The 21,290-nt window shown below is 46.9% G+C and carries 16 protein-coding genes; 7 read left to right on the top strand and 9 right to left on the bottom strand.

Annotated features, from left to right (window positions below; genetic code table 11):
* Position 1: 1 nt before the first annotated feature.
* The 7 genes from ACR6Z4_RS00260 (at position 2) to ACR6Z4_RS00290 (ending at position 7,130) form a co-directional block, all read left to right on the top strand.
* Complete coding sequence (locus ACR6Z4_RS00260; RefSeq protein ID WP_479715200.1) at positions 2–700, top strand: WbqC family protein; 699 nt, start codon at positions 2–4, stop codon at positions 698–700.
* A complete protein-coding gene (locus ACR6Z4_RS00265) occupies positions 697–1,365 on the top strand; it encodes a PIG-L deacetylase family protein (RefSeq protein ID WP_479715201.1) in 669 nt (222 codons plus the stop codon). The genes ACR6Z4_RS00260 and ACR6Z4_RS00265 overlap by 4 nt, the downstream gene beginning before the upstream one ends.
* A gap of 89 nt (positions 1,366–1,454) precedes the next feature.
* Complete coding sequence (locus ACR6Z4_RS00270) at positions 1,455–2,822, top strand: cytochrome P450 (RefSeq protein WP_479715202.1); 1,368 nt, start codon at positions 1,455–1,457, stop codon at positions 2,820–2,822.
* A 107-nt stretch (positions 2,823–2,929) separates the two neighbouring features.
* Positions 2,930–4,054, top strand: a complete 1,125-nt coding sequence (locus ACR6Z4_RS00275) for a GNAT family N-acetyltransferase (protein WP_479715203.1) — start codon at positions 2,930–2,932, stop codon at positions 4,052–4,054.
* A 198-nt stretch (positions 4,055–4,252) separates the two neighbouring features.
* Positions 4,253–5,425 carry a DegT/DnrJ/EryC1/StrS family aminotransferase gene (locus ACR6Z4_RS00280; RefSeq protein ID WP_479715204.1) on the top strand — a complete coding sequence of 391 codons (1,173 nt, stop codon included), beginning with the start codon at positions 4,253–4,255 and terminating at the stop codon, positions 5,423–5,425.
* 253 nt (positions 5,426–5,678) lie between these two features.
* Positions 5,679–6,413: a peptidylprolyl isomerase gene (locus ACR6Z4_RS00285; protein ID WP_479715205.1), complete on the top strand. Its 735-nt coding sequence runs from the start codon at positions 5,679–5,681 to the stop codon at positions 6,411–6,413.
* Positions 6,414–6,530: 117 nt separating this feature from the next.
* The gene (locus tag ACR6Z4_RS00290; RefSeq protein WP_479715206.1) at positions 6,531–7,130 is read left to right on the top strand and encodes a YdcF family protein; all 600 of its coding nucleotides are present in this window, start codon (positions 6,531–6,533) and stop codon (positions 7,128–7,130) included.
* 121 nt (positions 7,131–7,251) lie between these two features.
* Here ACR6Z4_RS00290 and ACR6Z4_RS00295 read toward each other — a convergent pair whose 3' ends face one another.
* From ACR6Z4_RS00295 to ACR6Z4_RS00335, 9 genes are all read right to left on the bottom strand, one after another.
* Positions 7,252–8,433: a glycosyltransferase family 4 protein gene (locus ACR6Z4_RS00295; RefSeq protein WP_479715207.1), complete on the bottom strand. Its 1,182-nt coding sequence runs from the start codon at positions 8,431–8,433 to the stop codon at positions 7,252–7,254.
* Positions 8,434–8,449: 16 nt separating this feature from the next.
* Positions 8,450–10,393: an asparagine synthase (glutamine-hydrolyzing) gene (asnB, locus tag ACR6Z4_RS00300; protein WP_479715208.1), complete on the bottom strand. Its 1,944-nt coding sequence runs from the start codon at positions 10,391–10,393 to the stop codon at positions 8,450–8,452.
* A complete protein-coding gene (locus ACR6Z4_RS00305; protein WP_479715209.1) occupies positions 10,381–11,622 on the bottom strand; it encodes a glycosyltransferase family 4 protein in 1,242 nt (413 codons plus the stop codon). The genes asnB and ACR6Z4_RS00305 overlap by 13 nt, the downstream gene beginning before the upstream one ends.
* A 270-nt stretch (positions 11,623–11,892) precedes the next feature.
* A complete protein-coding gene (locus ACR6Z4_RS00310; RefSeq protein WP_479715210.1) occupies positions 11,893–13,116 on the bottom strand; it encodes a glycosyltransferase family 1 protein in 1,224 nt (407 codons plus the stop codon).
* Between the two features lie 316 nt (positions 13,117–13,432).
* The gene (locus ACR6Z4_RS00315) at positions 13,433–14,893 is read right to left on the bottom strand and encodes an O-antigen polymerase (RefSeq protein WP_479715211.1); all 1,461 of its coding nucleotides are present in this window, start codon (positions 14,891–14,893) and stop codon (positions 13,433–13,435) included.
* 95 nt (positions 14,894–14,988) lie between these two features.
* On the bottom strand, positions 14,989–16,263 hold the full coding sequence (locus ACR6Z4_RS00320; protein WP_479715435.1) for a glycosyltransferase family 4 protein: 1,275 nt from the start codon (positions 16,261–16,263) through the stop codon (positions 14,989–14,991).
* Positions 16,264–16,279: 16 nt separating this feature from the next.
* A complete protein-coding gene (locus ACR6Z4_RS00325; RefSeq protein ID WP_479715212.1) occupies positions 16,280–17,620 on the bottom strand; it encodes a flippase in 1,341 nt (446 codons plus the stop codon).
* Between the two features lie 10 nt (positions 17,621–17,630).
* Complete coding sequence (locus tag ACR6Z4_RS00330; RefSeq protein ID WP_479715213.1) at positions 17,631–19,841, bottom strand: GumC family protein; 2,211 nt, start codon at positions 19,839–19,841, stop codon at positions 17,631–17,633.
* 66 nt (positions 19,842–19,907) lie between these two features.
* Entirely contained in the window at positions 19,908–20,969 is a 1,062-nt protein-coding gene (locus ACR6Z4_RS00335) for a polysaccharide biosynthesis/export family protein (RefSeq protein WP_479715214.1), read from the bottom strand.
* Between the last annotated feature and the right edge of the window lie 321 nt (positions 20,970–21,290).

Raw genomic sequence — 21,290 nt, forward strand, 5'->3', positions numbered from 1 at the left:
TATGACGTCTGCTGTCATTCATCAACCTCAATATCTACCGTATTTAGGGTTTTTTCATAAACTCTTCCAGGGTGATATTTTTGTGGCGATGGACAATGTGGAATTTTTGCGACGGGGGTTGCAGCATCGCAATAAAGTGAAGACTCATCAGGGCGAACAATGGTTGACTGTGCCTGTGCTGCATCGACAAAAACAATTGATCAATGAAGTAAGCATTAATACAGACTTTCCCTGGACTCGTAAGCATTGGCAAACACTTAAAACAAACTATGCGCGAGCTCCCTATTTTAGTACCTATGCTCAAGAGCTTCAGTATTTTTTTGAGCACGAATGGGGTAGTCTCTGTCAGCTAAATATGGCGCTGATTCAGTGGGTTATGGATGTTTTAGACATCCAGAAACCGATCGTATATTCATCTACGTTGGCAGTTTCAGGTCATAAATCAGAGCTGTTGATTAATCTTTCAAAAGCGGTCGGAGCCGATGCCTATGTGTCAGGTACAGGGGGACGCGAGTATATGGATTTAGCTGAATTTGATGCGGCTAATGTCAGGGTGATCTGGCAAGAGTTTAGCCCCCCTTCTTATCCCCAATTGTTTCCAGAAGCCGGTTTTCTTGCCAATCTTTCTATCATCGATGTGTTGTTTTGCTGTGGTCCCCAGACACGGCAATTTCTAGAATCGGGTTTTCATTCATCATGAACAGTCGAGTATTGGTTGTTGCTCCCCATCCCGATGATGAAGTCTTAGGTTGTGGCGGTGCGATCGCCCGTCATAGCGCTCAGGGTGACGAGGTTCAGGTATTAGTGATGACTCGGGGTGCGCCTGATCTGTATCCTTTTGATGATGAAGATGAAGTGCGGCAAGAAGCACAAACGGCACACGCTCTTTTAGGCGTTGTTAATACCCATTTTTTAGACTTTCCCGCGCCCAAGTTAGACACGATTCCAGGCTATCAATTGGCAGATGCGATCGCCAATATGATTCGTAAATATCAACCCCAAATCGTCTACTTACCCCATCGCGGAGATATTCATTTAGATCATCAAAAAATTTATCAAGCGACTCTAGTGGCGGCACGTCCGATCAACCATTGTCCCGTACGGCAACTGCTCTGTTATGAAACGTTGTCAGAAACCGAATGGGCACCTCCCTGGAGCGATACTGCTTTCGTTCCCAATGTATTTATTGATATCACCGATTACCTTGATCTGAAGTTAAAAGCGATGCATTGTTACCAAAGTGAACTGCAACATGCACCCCATCCTCGTTCGTTACAGGCGATTGAAACACTTGCCCGACAACGCGGCTCAACCGTCAGCTTAGCAGCGGCAGAAGCATTTATGTTAGTGCGTCAGATTATCTAAATACCCATCGTTGTCAATGGACAGTGCTGAATCTTGGTATGAAGGTTTCACCTTCACACTCCTCCTTAAAACTTAAAAGGACGTTAGTTATGACTACAACATTACCGCAACCTGCACCATCGATCTCTACACCCGCAGGCTATCCTTTGATTGGTCATGCGTTAGATTACCGGCTCGACCCTCTGAAGTTTTATACTCGTTGTGCCCAAGAGCATGGCGACTTTGTGCAACTGCACTTTGGACCCCATCCTGTTTATTTTCTCAATCATCCTGATTTGATCAAGGACGTATTTGTCACCCAAGCCAATTGCTTTATGGAACGGGCTGAAGGACGAGAAGTTCGATTTTTCGATCCGTTGTTTGGCAATGGTTTGGCGACCAGTCGGGGCAGTTTTTGGCAACGGCAACGCAAGCTGGTGCAGTCTGCATTTCATCGCCATCGCCTGTCTGAGTATGGGGATATGGCAGTGGAATTCACTCAGCGGGCGATCGCAGCTTGGCAGACTCAACCTATCGCGGATCTAAAAGCCGAGATGGCACGCCTATCTCGCGAAATCATTACAGCAATCACGTTAGGGAAAGAGAATGCTGCCCAATCCACACTTTTAGCAGAGGTTATCACGGCTGCCATTAGTGAATATGACAAACGCAATCAAAACTGGTTTTTAGCTCTGTTGCCCGAAACCGTGCCAACTCCTGGAAATTTGCGCTATCAACAGGCAACGCAAAAGCTCAATCAACTCCTGTATCCCTTAATCAAAGCCCGACGCGCAGCCGGAGAAGATCGGGGCGATATGCTCTCGATGCTGCTGCACATTCGAGATGAAGATGGGGTTGGCATGAGTGATACGGAAGTGCGAGATGAATTAGTGGGCTTGTGTGCTGCCCATGATTCGATGTCAGAATTTTTTGCCTGGGCATGGTGGTTGATTGCTCAAACCCCCCAGGTCGAACACAAGTTAGTGGCAGAATGGGAGTTTGTTTTAGAAGGGCGATCGCCTACTTCAGAAGATTTATCTAAGCTGCGGTACACCGAAGCTGTTGTTAAAGAAGTCCTACGGCTCTATCCCCTTGCCTGGGTTACGGGACGGGTGGTCACACAAGATTGTCAATTGGGCGGGCATTCGATCAAGGCGGGTGAAAATGTGGTGATGTGTCAGTGGGTGACTCATCGCGATCGCCGTTTCTTTGATCAACCTGAAAGCTTTAATCCCGACCGCTGGATCAATAGTGAAGCCAAACAGATTCCAACCTATGCCTACTTCCCCTTTGGTGGTGGACCCCGAATCTGCATTGGTCGGGGATTGATGATGATGGAAGCTACCTTGTTGTTAGCCACGATTGGGCAGCAATTTCATATTGAACCTCTGCCAGGACAGCGGATTGAACCCTATCCCAATCCTTCTTTCTCCCTTCGTCCTAAGTATGGCTTAGCAATGCAACTGATTGCCCGTTAAGCATCAATCCAGTTCTATTTGAGAGAGCGACGGCTTTGCCATCGCTCTCTCAAATAGAATTCTGCACAACACGCTATCACGTCTAGATCGTCAACAGGAAGCATGATATGGATTTGCATATCCTTGAAGTATCCGATCCCCGATGGTTGCAAACCCTGCGATCGCTGCGACATGATATCTACCAATTACCGGGCTATGTCTCGGTCGAAGCCAAATGCACGGGGACGGTTGCAGAAGCCATTCTGGTGACAGAGGGTGACAAAATCATGTTCATCCCCTATCTCTTACGACACTGTGATCCGTTGGCTGTAGAAGAATCGACCCCAAACCCGACTTTACCATCGACCCAACCGCTATTGGATGCCTTATCCCCTTACGGCTATCCGGGATTAGTGCTCAGTGAATCAGCGGCTCATACTCCTGGGTTCGCGGATGGGGCACTCCAAGCTGCCAAGCAAGCTCTATACGAGAAAGGAGTGTGTTCTCTATTTTTGCGGCTACATCCGATTCTCAATCAAGAGATTGAAGCGCTATTTGCTCCCGAGTTCTTCACTGCCAATGGACGCACCGTTGCGATTGATTTAACTCTCTCTGAAGCTCAACTTTGGAATCATACCAAGCCCGATCATCGCAATAAAATCAATCGCTGTCGTCATCTCGGTTTAACTGCCCGCATGGTTCCTGTACAAGACTTTCTTGGATCCTTCATTGATATTTACCAGGACACTATGCAGCGAGTTGAAGCAGCCGCAGGGTACCTAGAGTTTGATCAAGCTTATTTCTTACAACTCTATGAAGCGTTAGGTGATATGCTTCATTTATGTGTTGTAGAGCAAGACCATCAGATCATTTCTGCGGGTTTATATACAGAGTGCAATGGTATTGTGCAAGCTATTTTTGGGGGGACTCTCACCGACTTTCTTAAGTTATCGCCCACAACTTTAGAGACTGATTACGTTCGACATTGGGCGAAGGCAAGGGGCAATCAGTGGTTACATCTAGGAGGTGGGTTAGGTGGCTCACAAGATCGACTGTATGACTTCAAGGCGCGATTTTCTAGACACAGCTATCCGTTTCTGACCTTACGTTTGATTGTGAATCAATCCCACTATCAAGCATTAGTGATTCAGCGATCGCAAGCCTTGCATGTGCTACCTGAAGTCCTGTTGCAATCAGGTTTCTTTCCAGCCTATCGTGCGTCAATCAATTGCAATGAACCCTTCAACAAATAGTTAAATCCAGGAGCTTAGTTGCGCATTACATCTTGCTTTGATCAGAGTTGGGTTGAGCGCTGCTACCCTACACGATGGCGGTTAGGCATTGCTTAATAGCAGGATGAATTTGACGGTGAACCCAAAGGATTCATAGTCAAATTCATCCCCACAATCAGTAATGCTGGCGGTTAAAGAGAGCAACGGAGTGGATACACTATGACAAAACCAATTTTGCTTTCAACCCCGCATATGGGGCATTATGAACAGGAATTTGTCCGAGAGGCATTTGACACCAATTGGATTGCGCCGGTTGGGCCCCATGTGGATGCGTTTGAGCAGGAGTTTTGTCAGGTTGTGGGTGCACGTGATGCGGCAGCCGTGAGTTCGGGGACAGCGGCTCTGCATCTGGCAATGAGACTGTTGGGTGTGCAAGCGGGGGATGAAGTTTTTTGTTCGACGTTGACGTTTATTGCAACGGCAAATCCGATTGTATATCAAGGGGCAAGACCTGTTTTTATTGATAGCGATCGCCATTCCTGGAATATGAATCCCAATCTTTTGCAGGATGCATTAACTCAACGGGCACGTTTGGGGAAGCTACCTAAAGCCGTTATTGTCGTCCATCTCTACGGTCAAAGTGCCGATCTTGACCCCATCATTGAAGTCTGCGATCGCTATGAAATCCCTTTGATTGAAGATGCCGCAGAATCTCTGGGTGCTACTTATAAAGGGCGATCGTCGGGTACTTTTGGTCGCATGGGTATTTACTCATTTAATGGCAATAAAATCATTACTACATCAGGGGGGGGTATGTTGGTTTGTGAGACGCCAGAACTGGCAGCACAAGCCCGATTTTTAGCAACCCAAGCCCGTGATTTAGCGCCCCATTACCAGCATAGTGAAATCGGCTATAACTATCGACTGAGCAATGTTTTGGCGGGCATTGGGCGGGGTCAATTAAAAGTATTGGCAGAGCGAGTGACTGCCAGACGACTCAATTTTGAGTACTATTATCAGGCATTGAGTCATCTACCAGGAATTCGGTTTATGCCTGAAACATTGTATGGACGATCGACTCATTGGTTGACCTGTTTAACCATTGATCCTCATATCTTTGGAGTGGATCGAGAATACGTCCGACTGGCTCTGGCTAATTATAATATTGAAGCTCGCCCCGTCTGGAAACCGCTACATCTTCAACCTGTATTTAGCCAGTATGAATCAATTGGAGGAAGGGTTGCAGACGATCTATTTGAACGGGGCTTATGTCTTCCGTCTGGGTCTAATCTAACTATTGAAGATCTAGAACGAGTGATTGAAGTCATTGCTTCTGTTCATTGTCAAACCCAAAAATATGACTGTTGTGTAGCAATCCCAAACGGATTATGAGAGGCGCACCCCGAAGGGGTACGCCTCTCATAATCCGTTTATATTAGAACTCGAAACGGTATTGTGAGGCACTCCGCGCCTCACAATACCTGCTGAATCAACTCGTACATCACTTAATGTCGTGAAAAACGGGGCGGAATGAAGCTCTTTAACAGGTTGCCTGTTTGACTGAATAGCGTAAGATGATAGTCGATTCATTCATTCACACAAGGAGTGTTGCATTAATTGACTGATTGCTTGGAGAAAAAACGGTATGTTTGCTGCTCAGGAGTTACCATTTGAGCCATTGGAATTGATCTGTTTTTTAAGAAGAGAGCTAAAACTGAAATCTATTTATCAAAAGTTTTCCTATGAAAGGATTATTGAACATTCTGCCCGAGAATATAATCTCACGATTACATCCGAAGAAGTCCAAAACCAGGCGAATTTAATTCGTCGTCAGGAAGGCTTAGAACACAGTTCTGATGTGTTGGGTTGGCTCACCGGGAAGATGGCAAGACTTCAGGATTGGGAAGATGGGATTAGCAATCATCTCTTAGCCAAAAAGCTTGCTAAGTACCTGTTTGAAGATAATATAGAAACCGTTTTTAATCAGCGATCGCCTGATTTTGATCAAGCCATTTTTTATAGAATTGTAGTTCCTTACGAGCGAACGGCTCAAGACTTACTCCATCAACTGACTGAAAATGGGATGAGTTTTTATGAAGCAGCTCATTTCTATGATGTCAACGAACAACGTCGGTTGCAATGTGGATATGAAGGAAAACATTATCGATATCACTTGGAGCCGGAGATTGCCGAAATTGTTTTTAATGCAAAGTTAGATGAGGTGATTGGACCGTTTAAACAATCAGATGTAGCTTACAACTTGTTGTTAGTAGAATCCATTACGCCAGCTCAACTCACTTCTGAAATTCATGAGATGCTGTTGAATCAAATGTTTGAAGCATGGTTAGTGAATGAGTTTCGTCTTTACATTAGTTCTTGATGGCTTCGGTAGCCCAAAAATTCATGGTGTGAATCCCATACCCCTTTTCTATCGCGCTATCATCGGAGGTGTCGTGGAATCGTACTTGCCAGAGTAATTCTATCAACAATACTGAGTATGTTAAAACTGCGATCGCCTGTTCCTATCAAGATTCGGCAGTGGAAACTGGGGGTGGTGCTGGTTCTTGTCATTGGGCTGGTTGGTTTAACCAGCGTGATTACGATCCGGTTAGCGATCGCACACTATCAAGCCCCCGCACCTCAAGCATTACTCGTACTGGAGGGCAATACTGATCGCATTCGCTTTGCTGCACACTTCTCTCAATCTCATCCGACCTTACCGATTTGGGTATCTGGCAATCCTGGCGGATTTAACCTCAATCAATCTATTTTTCGAGAGGCAGGTATTCCTGTAGAACAAGTTCATTACGACTTTTGTGCAACCGATACCGTCACCAATTTCACGTGCAATGTCGATGAGTTTGCTGACTTACAGATTCACCATGTTTATGTAGTCACGTCATCATCCCATATGCCCCGATCGTTGGCGATCGCGGCGATCGCCTTTGGTAGTCACGGAATTATTTGTACACCATTACCGATGCCATCAGAAGAACCCGCAGAATCATGGCTTCGTATTCTACGAGATTGCATTCGCTGTGCTATTTGGCTGGCAACCGGATGGACAGCTGCCAATCTAAATCCCCAGTTGTATTAACTGGATTGAATTAGTGGGTGATGCAGATCCGCTGCATCACCCACTAATTTTCAATCACGTCTATTGAATTCAAACCGAGGAGCTTTGTGAGCTGGTATCGCATGCAAACTTAAAACATGCTCTAGATCTGAGGGACAGTGTTTAAGGCATCGTCCAACCCATACGTACGATCGCAGGCTTCCTGATATAGCTCATCGGTCAATTGCAAAATTTTACGCAAGTCATACGCTTGCATTTGTTCTTGCCCTCGTTTTGCCATATTTTGAGCGGCTTCTGGATGGTCTAACACCCATGCGATCGCCAGCGACAAAGCCGCTACATTTCCCAGTTCTACCAACACACCACCCCCATTGGCTAGTAGATCTCTCGTACCGCGCACATCTGTGCCGATAACGGGTGTTTGTAAACACAAGGCTTCCATCACACTGCGGGGTAAGCCTTCATGGTCAGATGCCAGTACAACGGCTGCTGCTGCGCGGATTAACACGGGTACATCATAGCGAAATCCCAAAAACCGCACCCGATCTTGAATGCCTAGTGCGATCGCTAATTGTTGCATGGCTGGAATCAGTGGCCCTGGCCCTGCCATCACCAAACAAGCCGTGGAATGGTTCAGTTGAGCAAAGGCATGAAGGATATCGCGATGACGCTTGCGGGCAGTAAATTCTGCCAATACTAATATCAATGGGGTGTTTGCTGCAACGCCCAATTCTTGCCGCAGTTGAGTCAGGTCGATCGGGGCGATCGCCTTTGGGTTGTAACAGGATAAATCAACCCCAATCCCAGGCATATAGTGCAGGTTTTCAGGCGGAACTAATTTCCATTTTTGAGCCGCCGCTTCATCTTCCCGATTGATGACGACCAAATCATCTGTCCAGGTCCCAGCAAGCTTTTCTAACCCTAAAAAAACAGCATTTCTGAGCGGGTTGCCTTCCTGATGAAAATGAAACCCATGTGCTGTATAAATCACGATGGGCTTGCCAGTTTTACGCAGATTTCTCAGCGCATAACGCGTCACAAACGCCGCAATCGGGGTATGCACATGCACAATGTCATAGGCTTCGCGTTCGACCAATTCTCGAATTTTTGCAGGTGCTACCAATAGATTAGACGGATCGAGGGGATTACGCGACCAGGCTACATCCCAAACCTGATCAAAATGTGCCAGACATTCGGGGTCTGTGGTTACGCCTTGAGCCATGGCATCGACTTGCCATCCTTTTGCCCGAAAGTAGTGCACAAAGGGCATTAAAAAGCTGCGTAACGTTAATGGCACCGTTGTCACCACTAACAGCCGTTTCATGTTGAACTCCCTATTTCTACAAGTTTTCAAATCGCCAAGCTTGAAACATCAAAATTCGCCAAAGATAGTCTTGCCAGTTGCGATCGCCCGTCAGATGCTCTTGCCATTTCTGTCGGATTGTCGCAGGCTGAAGTAGATCATCCCAATCTAAGTGTTTTTTATCTAAGAGTTCTTCTGCCCAGTCTCGCAGAGAACCACGCAACCACTTATCAATCGGTACATTAAATCCTTTTTTAGGACGATCCGTCAAAGTGGCAGGAACATATTTTTCCAAAATTTTTCGCACGATCCACTTGCCCTGCTCCCCTTTCATTTTCATAGATAGCGGTAGTTGCCACGCTAATTCCACAACCCGGTGGTCAAGATAGGGCGCACGGGATTCTAAACTGACGCCCATCGTCGCCCGATCAACTTTGACTAAGACTTCATCGGGTAAAAATGTAATCATGTCCAAATGCATCATTCGTTGCCTGAAATCAGATACATTTGCCCATTGCTGGCGATCGCCAAACGCTAGTTTTGCTTCAAACGCAGTAGAGACATTCCCTCGACACCAATGCGAAACCCAATTCATATGCAAGTCTTCCGGTTCAGTCGAAGCCAGGATTATCGTCAGTTTATGAATCGACTCTACTATCTGTGTGGTTGAAACAGAGGTGGACAGAATAGTATTACAATACTTCAAAATTTGATGCCACTGATGCGGTTTAACCACTCCTATCAACTGAGCAAGCATCTGACGAATGGTGGGAGACAACCACCCGATCTTGTCCCAAATGAATTGCCCTTTCGCATAGGCAGAATATCCAGCAAATAATTCATCTCCACCATCACCCGACAAACTTACGGTGACTTGCTGTCGTGCCAGTTGAGCCACCAGAAACGTCGGAATTTGGGAAGCATCGGCAAACGGTTCGTCATACAAAATTGGTAATTTGGGAATCATGGCGATCGCCGTTTCTGGCATGACATACAATTCTGTATGATGGGTGCCTAAATGCTGCGCGACGGCTTTGGCATAAACCGCTTCATTGTAAGCTTCTTCCTGGAAGCCAATCGTAAAAGTCTGAATTGGGCGGCTACTATGAGCTTGCATCAAAGCCACTACGATGGATGAATCAATTCCTCCCGATAGAAATGCACCCAGCGGTACGTCCGCCACCATACGCAACTGTACCGCATCCGCTAACATGCTTTCTAACTGAGCGATCGCATCCTGTTCTGATCCTGCAAACGCAGTTGCTTCTCCTCGTTCTGCGGCTGCTTTTGCTGTCCAGTAAGGAATCAACCTTGGGGCAGATGCTTGCCCATCCCAATGCAATAGATGACCCGGTGGTAGCTTATAAATGCCTTTGTAAATTGCATACGGAGCAGGCACATAGCCATAGCACATGAAGGCATCCACGGCTTGTCGATCCAGCTCTCCAATAAAAGCCGGGTGAATTTTTAGCGTTTTGAGTTCTGACCCAAATAAAAAGGTTTGCCCAGCCCAGCCATAGTATAGGGGTTTTTCTCCCAGGCGATCGCGCCCCAGATACAAGACGTGTTCCTCGCTATCCCATACCGCAAAAGCAAACATGCCATTAAATTTATCTACCGCAGCACGAATGCCCCATTGACTGAATCCAGCCAGCATTACTTCGGTATCCGAATGCCCACGAAACCGATGCCCCCGTTGTTCCAGTTCACGTCGCAGGGTAGCAAAGTTATAGATTTCACCATTAAAAACCATGACATATCGACCATTTGCAGACTGCATAGGTTGATGTCCAGTGGGTGAACAGTCCAGTATTGCTAACCGTCTGTGTCCCAGGGCAATGCCCACTTGAGGATTAACCCAGATGCCACCATCATCTGGACCTCGATGATACAGTTGTTGGGTCATTTTCTCCAACACCGTCACCATCTGGTTAGCAGACATCGATTGAGAAACATCCCAAAAGCCAGTTATTCCGCACATACTCCGATGTTTAGTAGGGTTGACATATCTCTGCTGCTGCGATCGCCCATCCAGGCTGTTGTAGTGTCACGGAGATACTGATAAAACTCAATTCGCCGCTGCTGGAGAATGGCATCTCGATAGTTTTGGGCTGTGTTTAAATGATGGTGGGACATACGAGCCATGCGTTCTGGATCAGTCACAATCTCGCGAATCTTGCGGGCTAATGCCTGAACATCGCCCACGGGCACCCGATCGTCGGGTGGTAATAATTCAGGAATGCCACCCACATTCGAGCCAATGCAGGGTATTCCCCGTGCCATGGCTTCAATCATGGCTCTGGGTAAGCCTTCCTGACGGGAGGGTAAAACAAATAAATCAGCGTGATCGAGTTGCGATCGCACGGCTTCCCCTGCGGGCAATTCGCCACAAAACTGAATCCGTTTGGACAAGCCTAATTTGGTAGCCTGTGCTTCTAAATAAGGACGATACATGCCATCTCCTACGAGGGTTAAGTGCAGATCCAATCCTGACTGCACGCAACTGGCGACGGCATTAATCAAAATATCAGGGGCTTTATAAAGTTGAGCCAGTGTGCCAACGGTAATCAGCTTGATGGGATGCGGATGACGACGGATGGGACGGGCCATCGTCACAAATGCTGCATCTGGTAGTTCTATGCTGGAATAGTGGGTGGAAAAGGCATTCGGTGCTGGTGGATAACGACGCTGCAAGCTGTATTCAGTCACGTAGGCAGCAGCGCAAGCCTGGGCGCATTGCCGTTGTTGTTGACGAGTGAACCACCAGCGAAAGAAGGGACGTAAGGGATGTTTAACTGCGCCGGGTGCAAACACGTCATAGGGATCGCTCACGACTTCAACCCCATAGGGATGATGAGTGTGTTTTAATACTGGTACGATCTGACTGGCAATATGCGATCCCAACCGCAAAATTACGGCGTCATTTGGATCGGCAGCCGTTTGTGCTACCTGCTTAACGTGGTGAGCTTTTAGGAGATACTGCCATGGACCAATGTAATGAGGCACTCTGGCAAATGTGACACCCGCACCATCGGCTCGTTGCCAACCCGGAGCGATCGCGTCAACATCCAGTACTCTGGATACTACTCGCACACCTTCAAACACGTCTAGATAGCGTTGCCAAAAGGAATAGGGAAACATGGTTTGAGTCCAGATTGCCCCATCGGGTGTGCGGCTAAAATGGTGTTCCAGGGCAATTACCACGTCCATGACAGTCACTCCTTACAACTCAGTACTGTATTTCACAGATAGGGTTTGGAAATAAAACCAGGGGGTGTGGGGGCTGCGCCCCCAGCCAGGGGTGAAACCCCTGCTCCCCAAATTCCGTCCCTTACGTAGGGTGCGATGTACTTACAGCGCTTCGCGCTTGAATAGGTCTAGACTTCTTGTTGTGTCGCTCCTACGATTTGCTGGGATGACCTTTTCTAGAAATCGCCTTAGTACTTCATCTCATCACGGCTTTAGATCAGCATGGCACTCTTATGTCAAACGTGGATCAGGACTCAGCAATGCCATTTGAGTTTGGTAAAGCTGAGACAATTGCTGGATTGAGGTCTGGATATTGAATACGCTGGCTTCCACCTGAGATAGAGCTTCAGCGGTTGTGATCATGAATGATTCAGTATGGGCTGTTAGTATTGTCTCGACCCACTGTGAAACAGGTTGAGACAAAGATAGCCTCCAGATCAGCGGTTTTACAACATCTGCTTCAGCAGGGACAACATCGGAAAGCACGCAGGGAAGACCTGCTGCTTGAGCTTCAATCAAAACCAATCCTAAGCCTTCTCCTAACGAGGGAAACAAAAACAGATCCATTGCGCCTTTCATCAAGCGAGGGACATCCGATCGCCCTCCTAAAAAGCGGACGCGATCGCCAATTCCCAGTTGTATCATCTGCTGTTCGATTGCAGGACGGAGCGATCCCTCTCCAATCAAAAGCAAATAGGTTTTAGGATGGTGTTGCATCATAGCCGTGGCGATCGCCACAATCCAGTCATGATTTTTTTGCAGTTCAAACCGTCCCACATGCCCGATGATAAAGGCATCGGCAGGAATTCCCAACTCTTCTCGCAGTGAGGCAGCATCAACAGATTCATGAAAAGGCGTCAGGTCGATGCCGTAATACAGCACTTGTCGTTGCGGATTGGTTTGCCAATTTACTTCAAACAGATCATCAGCTGCTTTGACGCTACAGCCCAGACCCAGCGTGGCATACTGGTGAACCCCATACTTGCTGAGGGATAAGTATAGCCGTCGGTGCCACCCTGCATGGGCTTCTTCGAAGGTGGTGTCATTATGGCTGTGGGCAATACGGATGGGTACCTTAGCTTGTCGGGCGATCGCTAACGTATATCCACTAAAGTGATGAACATGGCTATGAATCACGTCATAGGGACCAAATTGACGCAAGATCCGTCGCAGTTGAGTGGCATATTTTAAAGGCTGATGGGGTGTCAAGCAGGGAATGATCCGGCTACCCAGTGCCCGGATCTCATCATCGTAAGCACAGGGTTGATCGGTATGAACGACAAAATCCATCTGGAAGCGATCGCGATCGATGTGCCGGAGTACATGCATCAGCCAGGTTTCAATGCCACCCCGACTCATGCTCCCTACCACATGTAAGATTCGTAGCTGGCGTTGAGGGTTGCAATCGGATGTCCATGGAATGGGGGAGATGGGACTATACGTTTGTAAATGCATATTTTAAAGAGTTGGGTAGTTTTAACGCAGTGCTATAGTGCCTCACATTTAGATCAATTACGCTTGTTGTGAGAGAGCCGCGCTCTGCGCGGCTCTCTCATAACACCTTGTACTTCATGCTATTGAGAATTGCTATACTTTATGATGGTATGAACTGTGCCCATGCCACCATTAAAAAATGATTGAAAGTAGATATTAAACATGATGAAAATTGCGTTGTAATATCCCGGTTGCTTGTCCGCAATCAGGGTTGTAGGTTATCTGTTCATTCATCACTGTATCAATTCAATGGCAAGAGGGGTGCCATTTTGCCACCTCAACATCGTTTTCGTCCGAAAGAGATAGAGCCACTCATGAACAAAAATAATAGACAAAGCACCAGATTAAATAACCAAGAGACAATGTCTGATGTATAAGGATCAGACAGCTGAAATAGGGTTAAAACATAAATAACAATGGCAGCCGGTTCATGGGCATATTTCAAGAAAAAATGTCCTATCCATTGATAGAACACACCAAAAAGTAAAAAGACAATGACGATTCCAGGAATACCAAAATTCCAGAATGCTTCACCCACGGCACCTGTCGGTATACCATACGCCACATGGAAAAATGATTCACCGACCATGCCATCAATTAATCCTGGTTTTTCTGCCCACAAGCTTCTCGGAATCGGCAATGTCAGTACTGCCAGGTAAGAGCTACCGTGAATAAAGTCAACCTGATTAGGGACAAGCGCTAAGATCGAAAATACACCATCATAAGCACCACTGCGAGTTGCCAGTTCATCTAAACCCGTGGTCAGGGTTGATTGGTCTGTCGTCGATGCACCCGTCAACGTTTTCCAATCGATTTCTCCAGAAAACGTGCTATTTCTAAAGTTGCCCAGTAAGCCAATCAAAAATATGCCTGCTAATGCGATCGCCCCAATTTTAATGGGATCAATCTTGCGTTCTCGTAGCAACCCGATCAATAGCCCCATGACGATGGGATAGACGACGCTGGAACGCGATCCTCCGGTTGTAAAGATGCTCATTAAAGAAACGCCTGCACACCCCCAAAATAAAGGTTGACTGGTAGCCGTGCGATCGCTGGCTAACCAGGTGAGACAGGCAATCAACCCTAATTGAATACACAATTGCCAATAATAGCCACCTGCCAGCGATGCATCGCGACCTTCTCCCCACGACAGAATATGATTGATAATGCCCCCACGAGCTTGCATATAAATCATAAACACCCCGGTTGAGACACCAACGGCAACCATTGTCTTACGACCGATATGGCGAGGGCGCTTAAAGGTGATCGTGGGTACACGCAAGTGTGGACTCCACAGGAACGCACAATAAAACAGCGCTAAACCCACGGTTCTTAACCCCAAGTCATAGGCAACTAAACGAGTTAAATTCTCTGCATCCCAGGTTTGAAGTGCCCCATGCCATTGCAGCCCATCAACATATAGTCCAGTTCTGCGGAGATGGTCAACCAACGTGAGAAAAATGCTGAAGATCAGGGGATGAAACCAACCGTAGCTTGGTTTATAAAAAATGATGGGAAGCAAGAGGACGAAAAAATTGAGGGCAAGTGCCGGAAAAACCCAGTCTAAGGATGTGATTGGGTTGGGATGAAGCAATCGTTGCAACCCAATCCAGCTCAGATAGGCAACAAACGCTCCAACCACACAAAGTCGCTGCATGGGTGTCATTGAGACAAAGGGAGAAGACAGCGTTGCTGCCCAATGTGGCTGTTTGCTGAAGGAATGCTCCGTGCTGTCCATGACGTGATGATTTCCTGTGAGCGTGTCTGGGTAGGATGGCAATCGTGAAGACGTTCAAGCTCAAAAATTGGGGGTTTGGGGGCAAATTCATCCGTCTATTCAGCAAGCCCTTTCCCCCGACTTGAGTTGAGTGACAGATGTTCGTATGTTTGGAGTAATGTATCAATTCCTGGGTCTAAGTCAAAATCGTTGACCTGCTGACTGGCGGCTTCACAGAGGGCAAGACGCTGTGTTTGATTCATCAGCAAGGTGCGAATCTCAAGGGCTAGACGATGGGCATCTCCGGGGGGTACAAGTTGTGCCGTTTTGCCATGTTCAACCACCGAGGGAATACCATCAACATTGCTAGCAATGATGGGAACCCCTGCTGCCATCGCTTCCAATAACACAATACCAAACGGTTCGTATTGACTGGCTAAGATAAATAGATCGGCAGTGCGATAAACCTCAGCAATCTGCTCGGGTGGAATAGCCCCCACAAACTCAATGCGATCGCTCAATCCCAGGCTGGCTACGAGCTGATGTAAGTAGGCTTCATACTCGGGTGTGCCATCTCCTACAATTTTGAGTCGAACGGGTAAATCTCGTAATTGAGCCATGGCTTCAATGCACTGATCCACCCCTTTCCAGGGGCGAAGACGGGCAACGGTCAGTAGCGTCAATGGTTCTGATAGTGGTTGGTTGGCTACTGAAAGCGGAGAGGATGGAGCGGCATGGACAAGAGGTCGCTGATGGCTCATAAGGCGCTCAGCTGCCACTCGTTGAAAGGTTCGTAAATCAATAAAATTGGGCAGTAATAGAATCTTTTGCAGGGGAACATGAAAGCGATGAATGAGTTGCTCTTGGAAAATAGGAGTGGTTGCCCAAATGCAATCGTAGAGCGAAAACAAGAAGCGTTCCGTCAGTTCTAACCTAAAGCTGGAAAGGTGTTGTAATACATCAGGCTGGGATGGCTCTGCTGCGATCGCCAGTTTATGTTCATGACTTCTTTCCCAAACCAAATCAGCCGTGTACTTTACCAGTGCTGGAATACGATGCTGTTTTGCCAGAATACCGGATAAAATTGCCAGATTTCCGGCGGCAGCTTGCATATGTATCACAGTCGGTTGAAATGACCGAATCACCTGATTTAAGTCCCGATAGACACGGAGATTTCGCCAGAGTTTATCGATCAAACGAAGACAAAGCTGACCATCCAGAAACGTCACCGGAACCCTCTCAATGATGTCGCTGGCAGTGCGATCGCCATAGGTGACGACATGGGTTTCAATTCCACGGTCAATCAACCGTTGGGCAATGCGTTGCGTTTGTAATGAGGGACCCCCAATACGAGGGGGATAAACACCCGAAATCAGTAATACTTTCGTCATTTTCACGGTCATAACCTCATGAAGATCGGGTATAGGACAACTTCAACCAGCGAAAGGGTAAGGCAATGGCTTTGGTCATGAGAATTGCGTTGCTGCGAGTCTCTGGAATGAACAGGAAATAGAGATACCCCCCGATCGCATAGGAAATCAGTGTTGCGATCGCCGCTCCTATGCCTTGATAGAGGGGAATGAGAATGAAATTCAAGCCAACATTTGACAATAATCCCGCTAACCGCGAATAGAAATTAAATTTTTGTAGCCCTTCATTTACTATCCATTTACTTTGAGCAATTCCTAAAAAATTAAAAACACAACTCCAGAGATAAATAGCAAAAATAGGGGTTGCATGTTCATACGACTCACCATATAAGGTTTGAATAATAAAGTTCGATAATGGGAATAACACGAGGATTAAACTATAGGCTGTCACCACAATAAAATCATAGAGTTTTTGTAGTCTGAGCTGATAAATTTTACTATCTAAATTTCTAGACTGAATGATGGTGGGATAGAGAGACGAACAGAGGATTAAGGGAAAGAAAGACAATGCTTCAACCAGTGTCGCTGCACTTGAATAAATCCCAACCGATTGATCGTTGACCATGCTGCCGAGCATCACGCGATCGATATTGAGATATAAAACACAGGCGGTAGAAGAAAGCAGCAGAGGAAATGAGTCTTTGAATAAGGTATAAAGGCTGTTTAAATTAGTTCTCCATGCCAGTATAGATTGGTGATTGTGTTGATAGTAAAAAATTAACCCAATAGCGCTAATTACTGCTTCTAAGACGATCACCGCCGCAAAATTGATCAGGGCTGCACCCGTTAAAATTAAAATGATTTTCAGGACGGTGGTGAGGATAAATGCAATATTACTGGCTAGCACTGTAAATCGAGATGCAGTTTGGGCTTCAAACCAATTTTCAATAGGCTGAAAGGAGTTAACGATAAATTGTAAAGATAAAACCGCGACTAATAATCGCAGGAGTGTGTTGTTAGGTGACAATAGAAAAGCAACACTGATCACCAGGACAGCCGCAATACTTCCTCCGATTAACTGTAATACAAAGGCAGTGCCCAAAATCTGGTTTTTAGCCTCTGGTGATCGCACAAGATCACGAGTAATAATGGGTGCCATTTGTGCAGTTGATAAGGGCACAAAAAAGCTGCAAAACGCTAAAGCATATTGTAAAAGTCCAAACTTATCGGGGGCAAGATAGCGAGCCACCCAGGTGCTCACTAACAAGTTAACTAAAATTCTGAATACATTACCTGCAAACAGCCAGCCTGTATTGCTAATAATCTTGCGTTCTTCTAAATTAAAGTTCTTGCTGACTTGAACCAGTCGATTCAACATGGATTTGAGCCTAATCGTGCTTCATACTTTGTGCGGCTTGCAATTGTGCTACAGGTGATATTTCGGATACCCGTGTTTCTCCCCGAATGTCTGGCTGGTCTTGATGATACCGATAGCGATAGGGTTCATCGGCATCAATCACCCCGTTGATGATCTGTCCCAAAACATTTTGTCCTGATTGTTCCAACCGTTCTTTGGTGACATTGGCGCTGACGACATCGACGATCCCCAGTCGTGTGACCAGTAAAATACCATCGACAATGTCGCCCAAAATCAAAACATCTGCCGCCACACTCACCGACGGTGCGTCAATGATGACGAAATCATATGTGTTCGAGCAGTCTTCAATCAATCCAGCTAGACGCTGGGATTCTAGCAAGATTCCAGGATTTGCCTGAACGATGCCAGAGGTTAAAAGATTCAGGTTGGTTTCTACGGTTTGAATCACAGATTCAGGATCATGTTGCTCCGCAATCACCTGGCTCAACCCTACTTGATTCATCACCTGCCAGATCGAGTGTTGGCGCGGACACCGCAGATCGGCATCGATCAACAAAACGTTGTAGCCGGTTTGTGCGATCGCCAGGGCTAAATTACTGGAGACAAATGACTTCCCCTCCTGCGGCACAGAACTGGTGACCAAAATGGATTTCAATGCCCGCTTAGAACTGAGAAACTTGAGATTGGTTTGTAATAGACGATAGGCTTCAGCGATCGGAGCGGTCGGATCGTCCCGCATCACCAATTCTGAGGTAACTGCATCTACCGTTCCTGTCAAGGAACGGATCCCTCTTGCCGGACTGCTGTATAACGGGATCAGCCCCAGCAATGGCAATCTAAATATCTCTCTCGTGTCTTTAACACTTCTCAAGGTCTTATCAAGGGTTTCTAGTGCTAAAGCCGTGACAATGGCTAACACACCACCCAACAGACATCCTGTGATCAAATAGGATAGTTTACGGGGTGCAATCGGGTCTTCAAATACAGAGGCTGCCTGAACAATTCGGGCATTTCCCACGTTTTGATGTTCGGCAATCCGAATTTCATGAAACCGTTGCAGTAATAAAGAGTAGGTCGTTTGCGCTGCTTCTAGTTTGCGCTCTAACTCATGTTGTTGTTGCTCTAAGCGAGGTATTTCACTGATGCGATGGTGGTAGGTTGTCTGGGCATGGGTTAAGACAGCCACCTGGTCACTTAAACCTCGACGTTTGACTTCATTGCGAATGTAGTCTCCTACCAATTCTGCTTGCAAGTCTCCAATTTGCAAGTTTTGTCTGGCACCGATCGCCTGTTCCCCCAGCGTTTGCTGAATTCGTTGATCGAGTAGGGTTTCCAGGTGAGCTTTACGCGTTCTTAAGGCAGCAATCATCGGATGCGCATCTTGAAATCGTACCTGTTCGATCGCTAACTGAGATTCAACGTCTTGTAGAGCGGTCAGGACACTTTGCACGCCAGGAGATTGACTCAAGGCGGTAATGGCGATCGCTTGTTGAGGCGTCATATGTAACTCTTGCGAAAACGCCATTGATTGTGCCCTGACACTCGCCAATTCAGACTGAGTTTCGGCAATATGTTGGTATAAATCTTCGGATGCCTCGACGACTTTGGTTGCTTCTGCTTCGAGATCGGCAATTTGATTTTGTTCTTTGAACCGACGTAATTCGGCATCTGCTTTGGCAACATTATCTTCAGCGGCGGGGAGTTGCTCTTCTAAAAATTCGCGTGCGGCTGTTGTGTTAGAACGAATATCCAGCAGATGTTTTTCCAGATAGATCGCCATGAGAGTATCGACAACTTTTTCGGCAATTTCTGGATCGGGGTGTTGATAGGCAATGTGCAGCAGGTCAGTTCCTTTGGTACTGCTGAGCAATAAATTTTCTAAAAATTGACGCCGTTTTAGGGGTTCCCCCGTTGCATCTTTTAAGCCCAATCGATCAATGGTCGCTTGAATAATGGGAACGGAGCGAATCACTTCAATTTCTGTGCTGATGGGATTGTTATCTTCCAGCAGGGGATTGAATTCACCCACACCACCACCATCCAGCAGCCCCGTTAATGACGACGTAGCATCTTCTTTGGTAAAACGGAGTTTTCCTTCTGCTTGATAAATCGTTTTTTGTGACATTAGTGTCAGCACGGTTATGGCAGAAACAGAGCCCAAAATAGCGATCGCAGGTAACCAACGCCGTTTTAGAATCAGCCAGTATTGATGGACTTCCATAGCGGATCACCGTTTGCGTAAAATACGTAAAGTTATGATTAGAGTGTTGCCATGTTGCCAGTCGTCTCAAAATAGCCCAAATATTGGGAAAATCCGTCCTAATGTATCTAACACCCCATCTAAAGCATCGGAAATACTGGCGCTTCCCGATCGCCCGACAATCACCACATCATTTTGATAAAGAATGGGATTAGTGGAATCATTGATTCCGTCTGCTAAGTTAACCGCTATCGTACGTTGGGAGACCGATCCGTCTGGATTGAGGCGAATTAGCTCTACAGAGCCTCTTCTGGCGCGGCGATTATCAAATCCCCCTGCTGCTAACAATGCCTGGTTTAAGGGCGTATTTGGTGGCACTTCCACGGTGCCGGGGGCAATCACTTCCCCAACGACATTGACTCGAATGGTCGCAGGTGAAAAGCTTGCCGCCGCTAATTGGGTTGCTTCTGCCGGATTGACGTGTGTGGCTTCCGGAACAATAATTGTGTCGCCATCTCGCAAAGTGATATCTTGCTGTAAATCACCTGTTTCCAGTAATGTCCATAGATCCAGTTGCATCACCTGAGTGGTATTGGCGTATAAGCGATGAATCTCGATGTGTCGAACGTTGGCTTTGGGGGTGATGCCCCCGGCTAATTGAATCGCTCGTGTAATGGTGGGCCACTGGGTTTCCCCGTCTGCCGCGGCTGCATTGGGTAAGATGACATCGTATGACCCTGGATGGTGAACCTCGCCCGAAACAGCAACCCGCAAGGGTCGGGGAGTAATCAGATTGATGGTGACGACGGGATCTCGTAAATAAGGGGTGTAGGCGACGGCGATCGCCTCTGCGGCTTGGCTTAAATTGAGTCCTCGAACAGAGACGTTGCCGATGAGGGGCAGACTGACCGAACCATCTACTAAAATCTGTTTTTCCCCGGTGTATTCTGGGACATTGAAGATGTCAATATTAATCCGATCGCCTGCACCTAACGTATAGTTTTCGTCGATCTCCCCGGTCGTCGATGCGATTTCATCGGCAGACGGATTTGCCGAGAGGCGTTGCTGAGCGATCGCAATCGGCGCGTCAACACATCCAATCCACAGCGATAGGGCTAAAGAACCTGCGACTATCCAACTGGTTGGCAAGCCTACACTAGTACACCAACTTAAAAGTTTTAGAGGGGGTGGAGGGGGCAAAACCCCCTCTTGGGGGCGCAGCCCCCAAACCTCCATGTTGCAGAATTTCGTGTTTGCAACACTAGGTTGACTCTGAGGGGTGGGGGCAATCGGTTTGTAAATGTGAGGATAAACCATAAGTGTCAGGAGCTAGCATCCTACAAATCTTGAAAAAAGGGGTATGGGGACGGAGTCCCTAATCAAGGGGCTTTGCCCTCTTACCCCCCTATGGAGCCCAACTTCAAGGAATGGCTATAGCATTGAGTAGATGATTAGGACGGTGGGGGTGTG

This window comes from Calyptranema fuscum S582, from assembly GCF_055793305.1.